This window comes from Duganella paludis (genome assembly GCF_054461335.1).
The window spans coordinates 2,491,348-2,506,535 of sequence record NZ_CM136922.1 but is presented as its reverse complement, the minus strand read 5'-3'; the positions used below and the strand labels follow the sequence as shown (position 1 = coordinate 2,506,535).

General features: G+C 63.1%; 17 protein-coding genes. 11 read left to right on the top strand and 6 right to left on the bottom strand.

The window, feature by feature from the left end; genetic code table 11:
- The first annotated feature begins 38 nt into the window (after positions 1–38).
- From ACXZ1M_RS11350 to ACXZ1M_RS11335, 4 genes are read left to right on the top strand one after another with little or no spacing between them, the layout of a single operon-like run.
- The gene (locus ACXZ1M_RS11350; RefSeq protein WP_459053265.1) at positions 39–2,327 is read left to right on the top strand and encodes a TonB-dependent receptor domain-containing protein; all 2,289 of its coding nucleotides are present in this window, start codon (positions 39–41) and stop codon (positions 2,325–2,327) included.
- Complete coding sequence (locus ACXZ1M_RS11345; protein ID WP_459053264.1) at positions 2,317–4,179, top strand: alpha-amylase family glycosyl hydrolase; 1,863 nt, start codon at positions 2,317–2,319, stop codon at positions 4,177–4,179. Before ACXZ1M_RS11350 ends, ACXZ1M_RS11345 begins: the two co-directional genes overlap by 11 nt.
- Positions 4,176–5,117 carry a PfkB family carbohydrate kinase gene (locus ACXZ1M_RS11340; RefSeq protein WP_459053263.1) on the top strand — a complete coding sequence of 314 codons (942 nt, stop codon included), beginning with the start codon at positions 4,176–4,178 and terminating at the stop codon, positions 5,115–5,117. The genes ACXZ1M_RS11345 and ACXZ1M_RS11340 overlap by 4 nt, the downstream gene beginning before the upstream one ends.
- Complete coding sequence (locus tag ACXZ1M_RS11335; RefSeq protein ID WP_459053262.1) at positions 5,114–6,448, top strand: MFS transporter; 1,335 nt, start codon at positions 5,114–5,116, stop codon at positions 6,446–6,448. Before ACXZ1M_RS11340 ends, ACXZ1M_RS11335 begins: the two co-directional genes overlap by 4 nt.
- Before the next feature lie 3 nt (positions 6,449–6,451).
- Here ACXZ1M_RS11335 and bfr read toward each other — a convergent pair whose 3' ends face one another.
- Positions 6,452–6,925 (bottom strand): bacterioferritin, encoded by a 474-nt coding sequence (gene bfr, locus ACXZ1M_RS11330; protein WP_373989338.1) that lies wholly within the window; start codon positions 6,923–6,925, stop codon positions 6,452–6,454.
- Between the two features lie 234 nt (positions 6,926–7,159).
- Here bfr and ACXZ1M_RS11325 point away from each other — a divergent pair, with 234 nt between their 5' ends.
- Positions 7,160–7,696 carry a pyridoxamine 5'-phosphate oxidase family protein gene (locus tag ACXZ1M_RS11325; protein ID WP_459053261.1) on the top strand — a complete coding sequence of 179 codons (537 nt, stop codon included), beginning with the start codon at positions 7,160–7,162 and terminating at the stop codon, positions 7,694–7,696.
- A gap of 18 nt (positions 7,697–7,714) precedes the next feature.
- Here ACXZ1M_RS11325 and ACXZ1M_RS11320 read toward each other — a convergent pair whose 3' ends face one another.
- Both ACXZ1M_RS11320 and ACXZ1M_RS11315 read right to left on the bottom strand, forming a co-directional pair.
- Positions 7,715–8,422: an energy transducer TonB gene (locus ACXZ1M_RS11320; RefSeq protein ID WP_459053260.1), complete on the bottom strand. Its 708-nt coding sequence runs from the start codon at positions 8,420–8,422 to the stop codon at positions 7,715–7,717.
- Positions 8,423–8,644: a (2Fe-2S)-binding protein gene (locus ACXZ1M_RS11315; protein WP_459053259.1), complete on the bottom strand. Its 222-nt coding sequence runs from the start codon at positions 8,642–8,644 to the stop codon at positions 8,423–8,425.
- 260 nt (positions 8,645–8,904) lie between these two features.
- Between ACXZ1M_RS11315 and ACXZ1M_RS11310 the strand changes: the two genes are divergently transcribed.
- The 5 genes from ACXZ1M_RS11310 to ACXZ1M_RS11290 all read left to right on the top strand — a co-directional run bounded on the left by ACXZ1M_RS11310 (position 8,905) and on the right by ACXZ1M_RS11290 (position 12,014).
- Complete coding sequence (locus ACXZ1M_RS11310; RefSeq protein WP_459053258.1) at positions 8,905–9,171, top strand: FeoA family protein; 267 nt, start codon at positions 8,905–8,907, stop codon at positions 9,169–9,171.
- 3 nt (positions 9,172–9,174) lie between these two features.
- The gene (gene feoB / locus ACXZ1M_RS11305) at positions 9,175–11,076 is read left to right on the top strand and encodes a ferrous iron transporter B (protein WP_459053257.1); all 1,902 of its coding nucleotides are present in this window, start codon (positions 9,175–9,177) and stop codon (positions 11,074–11,076) included.
- 1 nt (position 11,077) lies between these two features.
- Positions 11,078–11,371, top strand: a complete 294-nt coding sequence (locus tag ACXZ1M_RS11300) for a DUF6587 family protein (protein ID WP_459053256.1) — start codon at positions 11,078–11,080, stop codon at positions 11,369–11,371.
- A gap of 90 nt (positions 11,372–11,461) precedes the next feature.
- Complete coding sequence (locus ACXZ1M_RS11295; RefSeq protein ID WP_459053255.1) at positions 11,462–11,734, top strand: BrnT family toxin; 273 nt, start codon at positions 11,462–11,464, stop codon at positions 11,732–11,734.
- Complete coding sequence (locus ACXZ1M_RS11290) at positions 11,715–12,014, top strand: BrnA antitoxin family protein (RefSeq protein ID WP_459053254.1); 300 nt, start codon at positions 11,715–11,717, stop codon at positions 12,012–12,014. The genes ACXZ1M_RS11295 and ACXZ1M_RS11290 overlap by 20 nt, the downstream gene beginning before the upstream one ends.
- 3 nt (positions 12,015–12,017) lie before the next feature.
- On the opposite strand, the gene ACXZ1M_RS11285 is transcribed toward ACXZ1M_RS11290, so the two are convergent.
- A complete protein-coding gene (locus tag ACXZ1M_RS11285; protein WP_459053253.1) occupies positions 12,018–13,631 on the bottom strand; it encodes an FMN-binding glutamate synthase family protein in 1,614 nt (537 codons plus the stop codon).
- Positions 13,632–13,781: 150 nt separating this feature from the next.
- Here ACXZ1M_RS11285 and ACXZ1M_RS11280 point away from each other — a divergent pair, with 150 nt between their 5' ends.
- Complete coding sequence (locus ACXZ1M_RS11280) at positions 13,782–14,453, top strand: glutathione S-transferase (protein WP_459053252.1); 672 nt, start codon at positions 13,782–13,784, stop codon at positions 14,451–14,453.
- Between the two features lie 4 nt (positions 14,454–14,457).
- On the opposite strand, the gene ACXZ1M_RS11275 is transcribed toward ACXZ1M_RS11280, so the two are convergent.
- Together ACXZ1M_RS11275 and ACXZ1M_RS11270 are read right to left on the bottom strand one after the other, a co-directional pair.
- On the bottom strand, positions 14,458–14,853 hold the full coding sequence (locus ACXZ1M_RS11275) for a type II toxin-antitoxin system VapC family toxin (RefSeq protein WP_459053251.1): 396 nt from the start codon (positions 14,851–14,853) through the stop codon (positions 14,458–14,460).
- Positions 14,850–15,062 carry a type II toxin-antitoxin system Phd/YefM family antitoxin gene (locus ACXZ1M_RS11270; protein WP_459053250.1) on the bottom strand — a complete coding sequence of 71 codons (213 nt, stop codon included), beginning with the start codon at positions 15,060–15,062 and terminating at the stop codon, positions 14,850–14,852. The genes ACXZ1M_RS11275 and ACXZ1M_RS11270 overlap by 4 nt, the downstream gene beginning before the upstream one ends.
- Positions 15,063–15,188: the final 126 nt, after the last annotated feature.

Sequence of the window (15,188 nt, the reverse complement as noted above, 5' to 3'; positions counted from 1 at the left end):
GCAGCAGGCTCAAAAACGACAACACATTGGAGACGACCATGCACCATCGCACCCTCAAACTGGGCGGCATCGCTGCCGCTGTCGCAACCGCCGTCCTGCACATGGGGAGCGCCGCCGCGCAGGACGCCCCGCCGGCAGACGGCCTGAACATGGAGCGCGTGGTGGTGACCGGCACCAGCGGCGCCTCCTCCAAAATGAAAACCAGCGTCTCGATCAGCACCATCGAAGGCGACGCCATCAAGAACGCCGCGCCGATGAGCGCGGCCGAGGTGCTGCGCTCGGTGCCGGGCGTGCGCTCGGAGTCGTCGGGCGGCGAGGGCAATGCCAACATCACCGTGCGCGGCGTGCCGATTTCGGCCGGCGGCGCGCGCTATGTGCAGATCCAGGAAGACGGCCTGCCGGTGCTGCAATCGGGCGACTTCAACTTCATCACGCCGGACAGCTACGTGAAAATCGACGGCACGCTGGACCACCTGGAAGTGGTGCGCGGCGGCTCGGCCTCGACGCTGGCGACCAACGCGCCGGGCGGCATCATCAACTTCATCACCAAGACCGGAGAGGAAAAGGGCGGCCGCATCGCCATCAGCCGCGGCTTGGGTTACGACGAAACCCGCTACGACTTCGACTACGGCGCGCCGCTCTCGGACAAGACCCGCTTCTTCATCGGCGGCAATTACCGCACCGGCGAAGGCGTGCGTAATACCGGCATGAGCACCGAGGACGGCGGCCAGATTCGCGGCAATATCACGCATGATCTGGACAATGGCTTCATCCGCCTGTCGTTCAAGCACCTCGACGACAAATCGCCGACCGCGCTGCCGGTGCCGGTGCAGGTGGTGAATCAGCAGATCCGCGAAATCCCTGGCATCGATCCGCGCACGGTCAGCTTCTACTCGCCGTACTGGGTGCGCGATGTGGTCCTCAGCAAAAACAACACGCCGGTATCGACCAACGTCAACGACGGCCTGCGCGTAAAGAGTGATTCGCTCGGCCTGGAAGGTTCCTTCGACCTGGGAGGCGGCTGGAACCTGAGCGACAAGTTCCGCACCTCCAGCAACAGCGGCCGCTTTGCCGGCGTCTTCGCCGGCAACAACGGCACGGTCGGCAACTACGTGTTCGCCACCGGCCCCAATAAAGGCAAGGCATACAACGGCCGCGCCTTCTCGGCCGTGGTGTTCAACACCTCGATCGACGATGCCGGCAATACGCTGAACGACACCAAGCTGGCCAAGACCTTCAAGCTGGCCGACGGCAGCAAGCTGACCACCACGGCGGGCTTGTACCTGTCGACGCAACAGCTGGCGCTGACCTGGAACTTCAACGAGTACCTGATGCAGGCCACCGGCGATAAGCCGGTGCTGCTGCAAACGGCCAGCGCCACGCCCGGCCTGGTCGGCCCGGCTTTCGGCGGCTGCTGCTCGCGCGCCGTGGACATGGAATACAAACTGACTTCGCCGTACCTGAACCTCGGCTATGAAGCCGGCCCGCTGAATCTGGACGCCAGCATCCGACAGGATCGCCAGCAGGCCAGCGGCACCGCCAACATCGCCACTTCGAGCGGCGGCGTGCTGCGCTACGATCCGGCCACCGAACAGCTGGTGGACTACAAGCTGAATCACAATTCGTACTCGGTGGGCGGCAACTACAGCATCACCAAGAACCTGGCGGCGTTTGCGCGCGTCAGCGATGGCGTGGCCTTCAATGCGGACCGCATCCTGTTCGGCACGCCGTTGGATGGCAGCGCGCCGATCAACATCAACACCGTCAAGCAGATCGAGGGCGGCGTTAAGTGGCGCAGCGGTGGCGTCAGCACCTTCGTGACGCTGTTCCAGGCCAAGACCGACGAGAGCAATTTCGAGGCGACCACCCAGCGCAGCACCTCCAACAAGTACGACGCCAAAGGCGTGGAGCTGGAAGGCGCTTACAACAACGGCGGCTTCCGCATCACCGGCGGCATGACCTACACCGACGCCAAGATCACCGGTACCGCCGCCGCCGACGTGGCCAACATCGGCAAGACGCCGCGCCGCCAGGCCAAGTATATTTACCAGATTGCGCCGACCTACAGCTTTGGCGATGCGACCGTGGGCGCCAGCTTGATCGGCACCGGCAAGTCGTGGGGCGACGATGCGCATACCATCGTGCTGCCGGCGTATGAAGTGATGAATGCCTTTGTCAACTACGGCCTGAGCGAGAAAGCCACGCTGTCGCTGAGCGTGAATAATTTGTTCAACAAGATCGGCTACACCGAAGTGGAAGGCGATGGCCATGCCGCACGCTCCATCTCCGGCCGCGCCGCCAAAGTAAGCCTGTCCTATGCCTTCTAAAGAAATGTCGGACCGCATGCTTGCGGTCCTGCCCGAAGCCCTGCGGCCCCAGGCCGGGCAGCGCCTGGCCGTCAACGAGCCGGTGCTGCGCCGGCTGCTGGCCGGCCTGTATGGCGAGCACGCCAACTTCGACGCCTGGTTGGGCGAGTTGATGGCGTCGCTGGGTGCGCTGTATGCGGCGCGGCCGGCGGAGTTGCGCGCGCTGGACGAGCAGCGCGCGGCGCAGCCGGACTGGTTCCTCAGCCAGCGCATGTTGGGCTACTGCGCCTATGTGCAAAACTTCGGCGGCGACCTGAGTGGCGTGGCGGCGTGCATTCCGTATTTGCAGGAGCTCGGCGTCAGCTATCTGCACCTGCTGCCGTTCCTGCGTGCGCGCGCCGGCGAGAATGACGGCGGTTTTGCCGTCTCCAGCTTTGACGAAGTGGAGCCGTCGCTGGGCACCAATGCCGATCTGGAAGCGCTGACCACGCAGCTGCGCGCGGCTGGCGTTAGCCTGTGCTCGGACTTTATCCTCAATCACGTGGCGGACGATCACGCCTGGGCCATTGCCGCCAAGGCCGGCGATGCGCAGGCGCGCGCCATGTTCCTGTGCTACCCAGACCGCACCATGCCGGACCGCTACGAGGCCACGCTGGGCCAGGTGTTCCCGCAGGTCGCACCGGGTAATTTCACCGAGGCGTTGGATGGCTGGGTGTGGAGCACGTTCTATCCTTACCAGTGGGATCTTAACTACGCCAACCCGGCGGTATTTTCTGAAATGGCGGCTGCCATGCTACGGTTGGCGAATCGCGGCATCGAAGTCTTCCGCCTCGATTCCACCGCCTTCCTGTGGAAGCGCGAAGGTACCAACAGCATGAACCAGCCGGAGGCGCACCAGATCCTGCAAGCCTTGCGCGCGATCGTCGATATTGTCGCGCCGGGCGTGCTGCTGAAGGCCGAAGCCATTGTGCCAACGAAGGAACTGCCGGCCTACCTGGGCAGCGCCGCAGCGCGCGAATGCCACATCGCCTATCACAGCAGCCTCATGGCGGCCGGCTGGTTGGCCTTGTCGGAGCAGGGCACGGGCGTGCTGCGCGAAGTGATCCGCAACACGCCGCAGCTGCCGCCCGCCGCCACCTGGCTCAGTTATGTGCGCTGCCACGACGATATCGGCTGGAACGTGCTGCGCGCGGAAGCTGCGGCCAACGGCGGCGACGCCAATGCCCGCCTGGCCCGCGCCGCCCGCTTCTTCGCTGGTGGCGAAAATAGCTACGCGAGCGGCGCCGCCTTCCAAAGTAGCGATCCCAACGCCGCGCACGGCAGCAACGGCATGGCCGCTTCGCTGGCGGGCCTGCAACAGGCGCGCACCGACGATGAACGCCTGCTGGCCGTGCGCCGCCTGCTGCTGTTGCATGGCTTGGCGCTGAGCTTCGGCGGTTTGCCGGTGCTGTACATGGGCGACGAGCTGGCCATGGAGAACGACTACAGCTACCTGCAGCGCCCGCAGCACGCGATGGATAGCCGCTGGCTGCAGCGCCCCGTGCTGGACCGCGCCGCCTGGCAGCGCCGCGACGACGCCGGTGCCAGCGCCGGCCAAATGTACCAGTCGCTGCGCCGCCTGGTGCAGGCGCGTTGCCTGCATGACGAACTGGCCGCCAATGCGCCACGCACCCTGTTGACCGATGCGCCGGACGGCGTGCTGGCGTTGGCGCGCGGCGATGACTTTATTTCGCTGATGAATTTCTCCGGCGAGCCGCAACAGTATGCGCTGCAAGGCCGCTGGACCGACTGCCTGGACGGGAGCATACTGGATGGCGCGGTAACGCTGGTGCCGTATGCGATGCACTGGCTGGAACGTGGAGCGACAGCATGAACCAACAAACCATCGCCGTCTTCGGCGAAGCCTTGGTGGATGACTTCATCACCGAACAGGTAGTGGGCGGCGCGCCGTTCAACGTGGCGCGCAACCTGGCGGCGTTCGGCGTCGCCACGCTGATGGTGACGCGCATCGGCGCGGACAAGAACGGCGCCTCGGTGCGCAATGAGTTTGCGCGCTTCGGCATGAGCGAGGCGGCGTTGCAGATTGATGCGCAGGAGGCCACCGGCCGCGTGGTGGTGGAGCGCAATGCCAACGGCCACCGCTTCATCATCCTGCCCGATCAGGCTTATGACTACGTGGAGACCGCGCCGGCGTTGGCGGCCTTGCGCGAGGCGCAGCCGCAGGTAATTTACTTCGGCACCATGGCGCAGCGCCATGAGCAATCGCGCGCCACCTTGCGCGCCATGCTGGAGGCCAGCAGCGCGCAGCGCTACCTCGACCTCAATGTGCGCGAAGGACAAGTCACCGAACGCATCGCCCACGAGTCGCTCAAGCTGGCCGATATCGTCAAGGTCAACGAGGACGAGCTGAAAGACCTGTTCCGCTGGTACACGCATACCCAACCGGGCACCGGCGCGGCCGACAGCGCTGAGTTGCGCGACGCCTGCCTGACCCTGATGCGCAGCTTCGGCCTGCAAGGCCTGATCGTCACGCTGGGCGAGCGCGGCGCGCTGTACTTCGGCGCCGACGGCACGCTGGCCGCCAACCACGAATGCCACGCGCCGGCACATATCGTCGATACCGTCGGTGCCGGCGATGCCTTCTCGGCGGTATTCCTGTTCGGCCAGGCGCAGGGCTGGCCGCTGCCGTTGACGCTGGCGCGCGCGAACGCGTTTGCCGGCGCCATCTGCGGCATCTCCGGCGCGGTGCCGGCCGATATCGGCTTCTACACGCCATGGATCGCCAGCTGGAATGCGGGAGCGGTCGCATGAAGCCGCGCCTGTCGTTCTGGCAGATCGTGAACATGAATATAGGATTCTTCGGCATCCAGTTCAGTTTCGGTCTGCAGCAGAGCAGCATGAGCCCCATCTACAAATACCTCGGCGCCGACGAAGCCAGCCTGCCGTATCTATGGCTGGCCGGGCCGATGACCGGCCTGCTGGTGCAACCGCTGATCGGCGCCATGAGCGACCGCACCGTCACGCGCTGGGGCCGTCGTACGCCGTACTTCCTGATCGGCGCCATCCTGTGCAGCCTGGGCCTGCTGGCCATGCCGTTCAGTCCCACGCTGTGGATGGCGGCCAGCCTGCTGTGGATCCTCGACGCCGCCAACAACGTCACGATGGAGCCGTATCGCGCCTTCGTCAGCGACAAGCTGGCGCCGCAGCAGCACTCGATCGGCTTCCTGACGCAAAGCGCGTTCACCGGGCTGGGACAAACGCTGGCTTACCTCACGCCGTCGCTGCTGGTCTGGCTGGGCATGAACAAGGATGCAGTCAACAGCAGCCATATTCCGCATATCGTCATCGTCGCTTTCCTGATCGGCGCGGTATTCTCGATCAGCTCTGTGCTGTGGACCTTGAAGACCACGCCGGAGCATCCGCTGACGGCGGCGGAGCTGGACGAGATCCGTTCGCGCCCGGCCGGCTGGCGCCATACGCTGGGCGACATCGCCAGCGCCGTGCGCGAGATGCCGGACACCATGCGCCAGCTGGCGTGGGTCAAGCTGTTCCAGTGGTACGCCATGTTCTGCTACTGGCAGTACATCATGCTGTCGCTCTCGACCACGATTTACGGTACCACCGACCAGGCCTCGCAAGGTTTCCGCGACGCCGGCTTGCTGGCGGGGCAGGTGGGTGCGTTCTATAACTTCATCGCGTTTGTCGGTGCGCTGGCGCTGGTGCCGTTCACCCGGCGCTACGGGCCGAAGATCACGCACAGTATTTGCCTGGCGCTGGCCGGCGTGGCGATGTTCAGCATTCCGATGATCCATACGCCGGCGCTGCTGTTCGTGCCGATGGTGGGCATCGGCCTGGCGTGGGCCAGCATTATGGGCAATCCGTACGTGATGCTGGCGGGCTGCATTTCGCCTGAGCGCACCGGCGTCTACATGGGGATCTTCAATATGTTCATCGTTCTTCCGATGATCATCCAGATCTTCACGCTGCCGCTGTACTACCGCAGCCTGCTGGGCGGTAACCCGGAGAACGTGATCCGGCTGGCGGGCGCGCTGATGCTGTGCGGCGCGGTGGCGGTGCTGCTGGTGAAAATAAAAAAGCCGCAAGCATCAAGCTTGCGGCCTCTTGAAGAACCGGCGCTGTAAGGCTTAGTCTTCGTTCATCTGGCTTTGCAGATAGTTCTGGATGCCGATCTTGCCGATCAGGTCCAGCTGCGTTTCCAGCCAGTCGATGTGTTCTTCGGTATCTTCCAGGATCATCAACAGCAGGTCGCGCGACACATAGTCGGCGGCCTTCTCGGCGGCGGCGATGCCTTCTTTGACCGTGATCTGTGCCCCTTTTTCCAGCTTCAGGTCGCAGTTGATCATTTCTTCGGTGTGCTCGCCGATCATGATCTTGTGCATGGCTTGCAGGTTCGGCAGGCCGTCCAGCATCAGGATGCGGTCGATCAGTTTGTCGGCGTGCTTCATTTCGCCGATCGATTCTTCGTATTCCTTCTTGCCGATCTTTTCCAGACCCCAGTGCTTGTACATGCGCGCATGCAGGAAGTACTGGTTGATGGCAGTGAGTTCGTTGGTCAGCTGTGCATTGAGCAAGCGGATAACTTCTGGATCGCCCTTCATGGGGAGGTCTTTCTGAAATGGTTGCGGATGCCGCCATTGTGCCACGAAAGCCCCTGTTACGTCTCGAATATCCCACAATTTCGGCGAAATCGTGCCTAACTTCGGTTATTGAGAGCATTGGTGCTAATGAAAATTATTAGCATTCGCATACGCTACCGCGTCCTGTGTGAGGCAACCCACGGAGCCGCTCGTCCTGGACAGCTACCATGAACGCTCATCTAAAGGAGCGATGCCATGGATTCCATTAACGCCAACCAAGCAGAACAGAATCACCAGGACCTCATCGGCGAAGACGCCGTGCGCAAGATACGCGAGTTCGTCGATCGCACCGCAGGCTGCTTCTTCTGCACCAACGATGCCGACGGCGGCCCCGGCGACGCCCGTCCGATGACGGCGCTGCAAGTCGATGAGCTCGGCAATTTGTGGTTTATCTCGGCCAGCGACAGCCTGAAGAACCTGGAGCTGGCGGCCGATCCATCGGCCACGCTGTATTTCCAGGGCTCGGCCCATGCCGAATTCATGCATTTAGAAGGCATCGCCACCGTGCTGCGCGATCAGGTCAAGCTCAAGGAGCTGTGGAGCTTCATGATGAAGACGTGGTTCACCGAAGGCGAGGACGATCCGCGCATCACGCTGATCAAGTTCGCGCCGACCTACGGCTACTACTGGGATACCAAGCACGGCAAGGCCGTGGCCAGCGTCAAGATGCTGTTGGGCGCCATGATCGGCAAGACCATGGACGATTCCATCGAAGGCAGGCTAGATCTGTAAGAAGAAACCGGCTGGGCCTTAGCCCAGCTGGAAATTGATCGGTACCAGTGCGTACACGGAGACGGGTTTGCCGTCTTCGACCTGCGGCTTGAACAGCGCGCGCAGCACGGCCTGGCGGCCGGCCTCATCGAGGTTGCTGGAGCCGGACGACTTATGCACCGTCACCTGCTCGGCCTTGCCCTTTTCACCAATCAGCACGTACAGCGTGACGACGCCGGTTTCGCCCATGCGGCGCGAACTGTTCGGATACACCGGCTGCGGCGCGCGGACATATTCCACACCCGTTACCATTTTCGGCGCGGACGGCGCCGGCGGTGCCGGTGGCGCCGCGTGCGTCGTCGGCTGCGCTGGCGCCGGCGTCGCTTCGGCAGCGCGCGGCTGCGGCGGCGGCAGGGTAATGGTCGGTTCGGTCTGGACGATATTCACCTGCGGCAGCGGCGGCACGAAGGTTTGCTTCGGCTGCACCAGCGGCACCAGCTTTGGTGGCGGCGGCGCTTTCAACGGCTCGGGCGCTGCCACGAAGGTCACGGTCACCACCTGCGGCAGGATGGCGTGCGTGACCGTGCGCAGCATGCCGGAATAAGCGAGGTAAAACACCACGGCGTGACCTACAACGATGGCCGCCATCGGCGCCAGCCTGCGGCCGCGGCGCTTGAATTCGCGCGCCAGCTCAGCGCTCTCCGCAGACAGCGGCGACGCCGTCCGGTTGTAGGTCATGGTGTTCATTTAATTGGCGAAGACCGGACGTTTCAATACGGTCTCTTTCAGTTCGGCGGCGGCTTGCGCGGCCAGGTGTTCGTCGAGGATCTCTTCGGCGCAGGAGAAGCACTGGCCGCAACAGGTCGCCACGCCCAGGGCGTTGCGCAGCTCGTCCATCGACGTGATTCCCAACTCCATGGCTTGACGGATTTCGCGATCGGAGATGTTGTTGCAAACACAAACAATCATTGATGCACCTTCTGGCTAGGCTGATAAAGAGGACATAAGACCCGTTTAAGTTCTTCCTGACATGATTGCTAGTAACTTAATGCGAATCATTATCATTAATCGTATACTGCCGTAAACCGCAGCGGTATGCAAGCTAAATAGAAGTCATTCGCATTACGGTTTATAATGCTAGTATCTAATTCCGGCAGGAACGCAACATTGCAGCTTGCCGGCGCGCCGCAGCCATCCTTGCCAGCGGCGTCAACGACCGGACTTTGCTCATGACGCACGCTGTTCCCCAGATCACCCTGGACACCCTCGCGGTAGGCGCCTCGGCCACCGTATTGCATGTTTCTCCCGGCGAGGCCGCCGACGACGGCGTCAGCCTGGCGCGCCGCCTGATGGAACTGGGCTTTGTGCCCGGCGAAAAAATCCGCATGCTCAAGCGCGGCATGCCGGGCGGCGAGCCGCTGGCCATCCGGGTCGGCAACTCCACTTTTGCGTTGCGCCGCTTTGAAGCTGCGCTGGTCTCGATTCAACCGGAATAAATAATGGGTGCTGTAGAAAAAGAAGTGGTCCAGGTGCCGACGTCCTCCCGTACGCCGATGTTGGCGTTGCTGGGGAATCCCAATTGCGGCAAGACCGCGCTGTTCAACCGCCTGACCGGCGCGCGCCAGAAGGTGGCGAACTACGCCGGCGTGACCATCGAACGCAAGGAAGGTTCTTTCACGACCAGCGCCGGCAACGGCTTCCGCGTGCTCGACCTGCCGGGTGCTTATAGTTTGTCGGCCCACACGCCGGACGAGGAAATCACGCGCGACGTGGTGGCCGGCCTGCGCAAGGGCGAGGCGGCGCCGGACGTGGTGGTGTGCGTGGTCAATGCCACCAACCTGCGCCTGAACCTGCGCCTGGTGCTGGAGATCAAGCGCCTGGGCCTGCCGATGCTGCTGGCGCTGAATATGGTGGACGTCGCCAAGAAGCGCGGCATCGTCATCGACGCCGATGGCCTGTCGCGCGAGCTCGGCATGCCGGTGGTGGAAACCGTAGCGGTGCAGGCCGGCGGCGAGAAGTCGCTGCTGCGCGCGCTGGACGGCATGTGGCCGCTGACCACCACCCAGCCTAATCCGCTGTCGGCCATCGACGCCGTCGGCGTCGAGGAGACGCAGCGCGAAGTGCGCCGCATCCTGGACCTGGTGGTGAGCGAACCGGCCCAGGCCGGCGACAGCCTGAACGAAAAGATCGACAACGTGGTGCTGCATCCGGTGGCCGGCCCGGTGATCCTGGCGGTGCTGATGTTCCTGGTGTTCCAGGCCGTGTTCAGCTGGGCGGCGACGCCGATGGAAATGATCTCCCACGGCGTCGAGCATCTGGCGGCGTGGATGACCGCCTCGATCCCGCCGGGCGTGCTGCACAGCCTGCTGGTGGATGGCGTGATGGGCGGCGTCGCCAGCGTGCTGGTGTTCCTGCCGCAGATTTTGATCCTGTTCTTCTTTATCCTGTTCCTGGAAGACTGCGGCTACCTGCCGCGCGCGGCCTTCCTGCTGGACCGCCTGATGGGCGGCGTGGGCTTGTCGGGCCGCGCCTTCATTCCGCTGCTGTCGAGCTTTGCCTGCGCGATTCCGGGCGTGATGGCGGCGCGCACCATCCAGAACCGCCGCGACCGCCTGGTGACCATCATGATCGCGCCGCTGATGACCTGCTCGGCGCGTCTGCCGGTGTATGCGCTGATCATCGCCGCCTTCATTCCGGACCGCGAAGTGGCCGGCCTGTTCAACCTGCAGGGCCTGGTGCTGTTTGTGCTGTACTTCGCCGGCATCGTCTCGGCGATGGCGGTGGCGTATGTGATGAAGCGCGTCATGGGCTCGCAAGGCAAGAACCCGCTGATGATGGAGCTGCCGGCCTATCACTGGCCGCATATGCGCAACCTGGCGCTGGGCCTGTGGGAACGCGCCAAGATCTTCATCACCCGCGTCGGCACGGTGATTTTGACGCTGATGATTTTGTTGTGGGTGCTGAGTTCTTTCCCCGGTGCGCCGGAAGGCGCGACCCATCCGCCGATCTACTACAGCCTGGCGGGCATCATCGGCCGTGGGCTGGAAGTGATCTTCGCGCCTATCGGTTTCAACTGGCAGATCTGCATCGCCCTGGTGCCGGGCATGGCGGCGCGTGAAGTGGCGGTTGGTGCGCTGGGCACGGTGTACGCGCTGTCGCAGACCGGCGACGAAGTGGCGCAGACGCTGGCGCCGATCATCTCGTCGACGTGGTCGCTGGCGACCGCCTTGTCGCTGCTGGCCTGGTATGTGTTCGCGCCGCAATGCATCGCCACCTTGAGTACGGTGCGTCGCGAAACCGGCAGCGCGCGCTATGCGTGGCTGATGGCCGGCTACCTGTTTGCGCTGGCCTATGTGGCGTCGTTCCTGACCTACCGTATTGCAGTGGCCTTGGGAGGCTGATATGTGGCAGCAGATGATCGTAGCGGTGATTGTGATGGTGGCCTTGGTGCACTTCTGCACCAAGTACCTGCCGCTGGCCTGGCGCCAGCGCATCGTCTACACCTTGGGCAAGCGCGGCTTGAATGAAACCATGCTGGCCAAGGTGTTCAAGACCAAAGGCGGCAGCGGCTGCGGCGATGGCGGCGGTTGCTCCAACTGCAGCTCATCCTCATCGACGACCGCCTCGTCGTGCGACACCAAGTCCACCGGCTCTGCGCCCCTCCAGCGCGTGATCAAGCTGCACGTGCAGCGCTAGTCCCTGCGGCGGCGCAAAGCCGCCCGCCTCATCCAGTTTTATCTTGTCCGCAGATGATTGATTTCTTAATTTCTGCGGATAAGATAAAAAATGGTGATCACCTTCGATCCCAACAAAGACAGGCTCAACCTACGCAAGCATGGTATTTCCTTGTCTGCCGCGTCGCGTTTTGATTGGGATGATGCAATGATTTGGCCTGATCTCAGATATCACTACTCGGAATTGCGGGAGCGAGCATTAGGCTATATAGGGAATCACCTATATTTTCTGATTTTTGTAGACGAAGGCCACACAATGCGAATAATTAGTTTACGCAGGGCGACCAAGGGGGAGGTAAAACGCTATGCACTACAAAAAACGTGAGATTGTCTGGCCTACGGATGAAGAGGATGCTGCCATCACCGCCGCTGCGCTGTCCGATCCGGATGCACAGCCGTTGACGGAGGAGGAACTGGCGCAGTTCCGGCCTTGGCGGGCTCGGCTGCTTGCGCCGCCTGGTTCACCCACCGTGACGTTGACGATGGAATTCGATGCCGCCACCATCGCCGCCTTCCAGCGGCAGGGTGACGACTGGCAGCAGGGCATCAACGCCGTGCTGCGCGAGTGGGCCATCAAGCGCGGCTACGTGCCGTTCCCCACGTAGGCCTCAGCCGCAGAACGGATCAAACGATTCCGCCTGCGCCATCGGCCAGTAGTAGCCGAACACCGGCGGCAGGCGCTGGAGCTGGCTCGGGTCCAGCAACTGGCCCGCTTCGAGAAAGGGCAGCAGCGTCGAGACCAGCTTGACCTGGTTGGTCGAGATGCGCCGCACCAGGTGGCGCGGCCGCAGTTGCGAGGGATGCGTCAGGCCGGCGGCGGCGATCAGTTGCGCCAGGGCTTTCATGGTGTTGTCGTGGAAGTTGGCTACGCGCTGGATCTTGTCCGGCACCACCAGCGCGCGCTGGCGGCCCGGGTCTTGGGTGGCGACGCCGGTCGGGCAGCGGTCGGTGTGGCAGCTTTGCGATTGGATGCAGCCGAGCGCGAACATAAAGCCGCGCGCCGAATTGCACCAGTCCGCCCCCAGCGCCAGCGTGCGCGCGATGTCGAAGGCGGTGATGATCTTGCCCGAGGCGCCGATCTTGATCTTGGCGCGCAGGTTGGCCCCCACCAGCGTGTTGTGCACCAGCAGCAGCGCTTCCTGCAACGGCGTGCCGACGTGGTCGGTGAACTCCACCGGCGCCGCGCCGGTGCCGCCTTCGCCGCCATCGACCACGATGAAATCCGGCACGATGCCGGTCGCCAGCATGGCTTTGACGATGCCGAAAAATTCCCACGGATGGCCGATGGCCAGCTTGAAGCCGGTCGGCTTGCCGCCCGACAGATTGCGCAGGCGCTCGATAAACTCCAGCATTTCAATCGGCGTGCCGAAGGCCGAGTGGCGCGACGGCGAGACGCAGTCGATGCCCATCGGCACGCCGCGCGTGAGGGCGATTTCCGGCGTGATCTTGGCTGCCGGCAGCACGCCGCCGTGGCCCGGCTTGGCGCCTTGCGACATCTTCAGTTCGATCATCTTCACTTGCGGCGAGGCGGCGTTGGCGGCGAAGCGTTCTTCCGAGAAGCTGCCGTCGTCGTTGCGGCAGCCGAAGTAGCCGGAACCGATCTCCCACACCAGGTCGCCGCCATGCTGGCGATGGTGCGGGCTGATGCTGCCTTCGCCGGTGTCGTGCATGAAGCCGCCCTGCTTGGCGCCGCCGTTCAGCGCCAGGATGGCGTTGGCCGACAGCGCGCCAAAGCTCATCGCCGAGATGTTGAACACGCTGGCGGTGTAGGGCTGGGCGCGCGGGCAGTCCGGGTGGTTGCCGATCTCGATGCGGAAGTTGTGGTGCTGCTCGGGCGCAGGCGCGATCGAATGGTTGATCCATTCGTAGCCGGGCGCGTAGACGTCGAGCTGGGTGCCGAAGGGGCGCTTGTCGCTGTCCTGCTTGGCGCGCTGGTAGACGATGCTGCGCTGGTTGCGCGAGAATGGTTCGGCCACCGTGTCGTCTTCCAGGAAGTACTGGCGGATCTCGGGGCGGATCGATTCGAAGAAGAAGCGGAAGTGCGCCAGGATCGGATAATTGCGGCGCAGCGCGCGCCGGGTTTGCAGCAGGTCGCTGATGCCGACCAGAGTGAGGGCCGCCGCCACCACGGGAATCTCCCACGGCGCCCCCAGCGCCAGCGAGGCGAGCAGGGTGACCACGGCGGCATGGAAGGCGAGGTAACGCGGCGACAGCAAATTCATGGATACTCCGGCGACGGCTGAGAATGGCTGAGTGTACTGCTGTTTCCTCGCGGAATCCATACACGATGGAGAGAGGTGGCGCGTGAAGGGAGCAATAATGCTAAGCTTGCGGAGTCGCGGCGCACGGCCGTTCTTTTTTAGGATATCTCCATGATCGTTGTCCATCATCTCAACAACTCGCGTTCGCAGCGGGTGCTCTGGCTGCTGGAAGAGTTGGGCCTGGAGTACGAAATCGTGCGCTACCAGCGCGACCGCAAGACCATGCTGGCGCCGCCGGAGTTGCGCGCCATCCACCCGCTGGGCAAGTCGCCGGTGATCAGCGATGGCGAGATCGTGGTGGCGGAGTCGGGGGCGATTGTCGAATACCTGGTCGAGACGTATGGCAACGGCCGCCTGGTGCCGCCGGCCGGCACGGCCGAGCGCCGCCGCTGGACCTACTTCCTGCACTACGCTGAAGGCTCGGCGATGGCGCCGCTGCTGATGAAGCTGATTTTCGACCGCGTGGAAACCAGCCCGGCGCCGTTCTTCGTCAAGCCGATCGCGCGCGGCATCGCGCAAAAGGTCAAGGGCAGCTACATCCTGCCGCAGATCGAGGCGCATCTGAATTATCTGGAGGCGGAGCTCGGCAAAACCGCGTGGTTTGCCGGCGCCGAATTCAGCGCCGCCGACATCCAGATGAGCTTCCCGCTGGAGGCGGCCTCCGCGCGTGGGGGACTGGACGAGAAGCGCCCGAACTTGAGCGCCTTCCTGAAACGCATCCACAGCCGCCCCGCCTTCCAACGCGCCCTCGAACGCGGCGGCCCGTACGAGCTGCTGAAGTAATCCGCTACCAGATCGTCTGCACGTGAGGATACGCCCGGATACGCGCATCCGTGGTGACGATGGGAGCACGCGATACCATGGCGGTCGCCACGATGATCCGGTCCGCCGGATCGTTATTTAACCCTCCGGGCAAATACACGGAGGCGACGCCAATCTCATTATCGACGGGTATGAATCGGACGTTGCTGAGCGTTTCAATAGCTGACAGCCACACGCGGATGTCGTCGGGCAGGCATATTTTTCCGCGCGACACCAACAGCGCGATCTCCCAGCAGGAAAACGATGATATTCCGATCAGGCCAGATTTCTGTTCGGTTTCTATAGCTCGCTTCGCGGATGCTGACAGCTGGGGATCGTTGTTAAACCACCAGATCAGCGCATGCGTATCGAGAATAATCATCTGAACGGATCTTCAACTGGGGAAACTATATCGCCGCAGTAGGCTACGCTGCCGCGAAGTTTTTCGAGCGGCACCGTCCTGTAGGGACGCACGTCCAAGATTGGCTCGCCGCCATCGGTGATGATGAATACTTTCTCCGAGGCGGCAATTTCGCGGATGGTTGCCAGAGGATTTGCCAAGAATTCTTCCAGTGAGATAGTCGGCCACATGACTTACTCCTTCAATGGTGCGTCGGTCAATATTACGCTTTTCACTTTCCGGTGCAAACGATGTTTGCCTGAGCTTTGCGTTGGCTCATGCCGCCGCATCGGCGCAGTCGGTTAAAATGGCGGCTT

Bases quoted from the DNA above. Each gene is read 5' to 3' on its own strand.
- ACXZ1M_RS11350 (WP_459053265.1), top strand. From the start codon at position 39: ATGCACCATCGCACCCTCAAACTGGGCGGCATCGCTGCCGCTGTCGCA.
- ACXZ1M_RS11345 (WP_459053264.1), top strand. From the start codon at position 2,317: ATGCCTTCTAAAGAAATGTCGGACCGCATGCTTGCGGTCCTGCCCGAA.
- ACXZ1M_RS11275 (WP_459053251.1), bottom strand. From the start codon at position 14,853: ATGATTATTCTCGATACGCATGCGCTGATCTGGTGGTTTAACAACGAT.
- ACXZ1M_RS11320 (WP_459053260.1), bottom strand. From the start codon at position 8,422: ATGAACACCATGACCTACAACCGGACGGCGTCGCCGCTGTCTGCGGAG.
- feoB (WP_459053257.1), top strand. From the start codon at position 9,175: ATGGGTGCTGTAGAAAAAGAAGTGGTCCAGGTGCCGACGTCCTCCCGT.
- ACXZ1M_RS11335 (WP_459053262.1), top strand. From the start codon at position 5,114: ATGAAGCCGCGCCTGTCGTTCTGGCAGATCGTGAACATGAATATAGGA.
- ACXZ1M_RS11295 (WP_459053255.1), top strand. From the start codon at position 11,462: ATGGTGATCACCTTCGATCCCAACAAAGACAGGCTCAACCTACGCAAG.
- ACXZ1M_RS11270 (WP_459053250.1), bottom strand. From the start codon at position 15,062: ATGTGGCCGACTATCTCACTGGAAGAATTCTTGGCAAATCCTCTGGCA.
- bfr (WP_373989338.1), bottom strand. From the start codon at position 6,925: ATGAAGGGCGATCCAGAAGTTATCCGCTTGCTCAATGCACAGCTGACC.
- ACXZ1M_RS11340 (WP_459053263.1), top strand. From the start codon at position 4,176: ATGAACCAACAAACCATCGCCGTCTTCGGCGAAGCCTTGGTGGATGAC.
- ACXZ1M_RS11290 (WP_459053254.1), top strand. From the start codon at position 11,715: ATGCACTACAAAAAACGTGAGATTGTCTGGCCTACGGATGAAGAGGAT.
- ACXZ1M_RS11325 (WP_459053261.1), top strand. From the start codon at position 7,160: ATGGATTCCATTAACGCCAACCAAGCAGAACAGAATCACCAGGACCTC.
- ACXZ1M_RS11315 (WP_459053259.1), bottom strand. From the start codon at position 8,644: ATGATTGTTTGTGTTTGCAACAACATCTCCGATCGCGAAATCCGTCAA.
- ACXZ1M_RS11300 (WP_459053256.1), top strand. From the start codon at position 11,078: ATGTGGCAGCAGATGATCGTAGCGGTGATTGTGATGGTGGCCTTGGTG.
- ACXZ1M_RS11310 (WP_459053258.1), top strand. From the start codon at position 8,905: ATGACGCACGCTGTTCCCCAGATCACCCTGGACACCCTCGCGGTAGGC.
- ACXZ1M_RS11280 (WP_459053252.1), top strand. From the start codon at position 13,782: ATGATCGTTGTCCATCATCTCAACAACTCGCGTTCGCAGCGGGTGCTC.
- ACXZ1M_RS11285 (WP_459053253.1), bottom strand. From the start codon at position 13,631: ATGAATTTGCTGTCGCCGCGTTACCTCGCCTTCCATGCCGCCGTGGTC.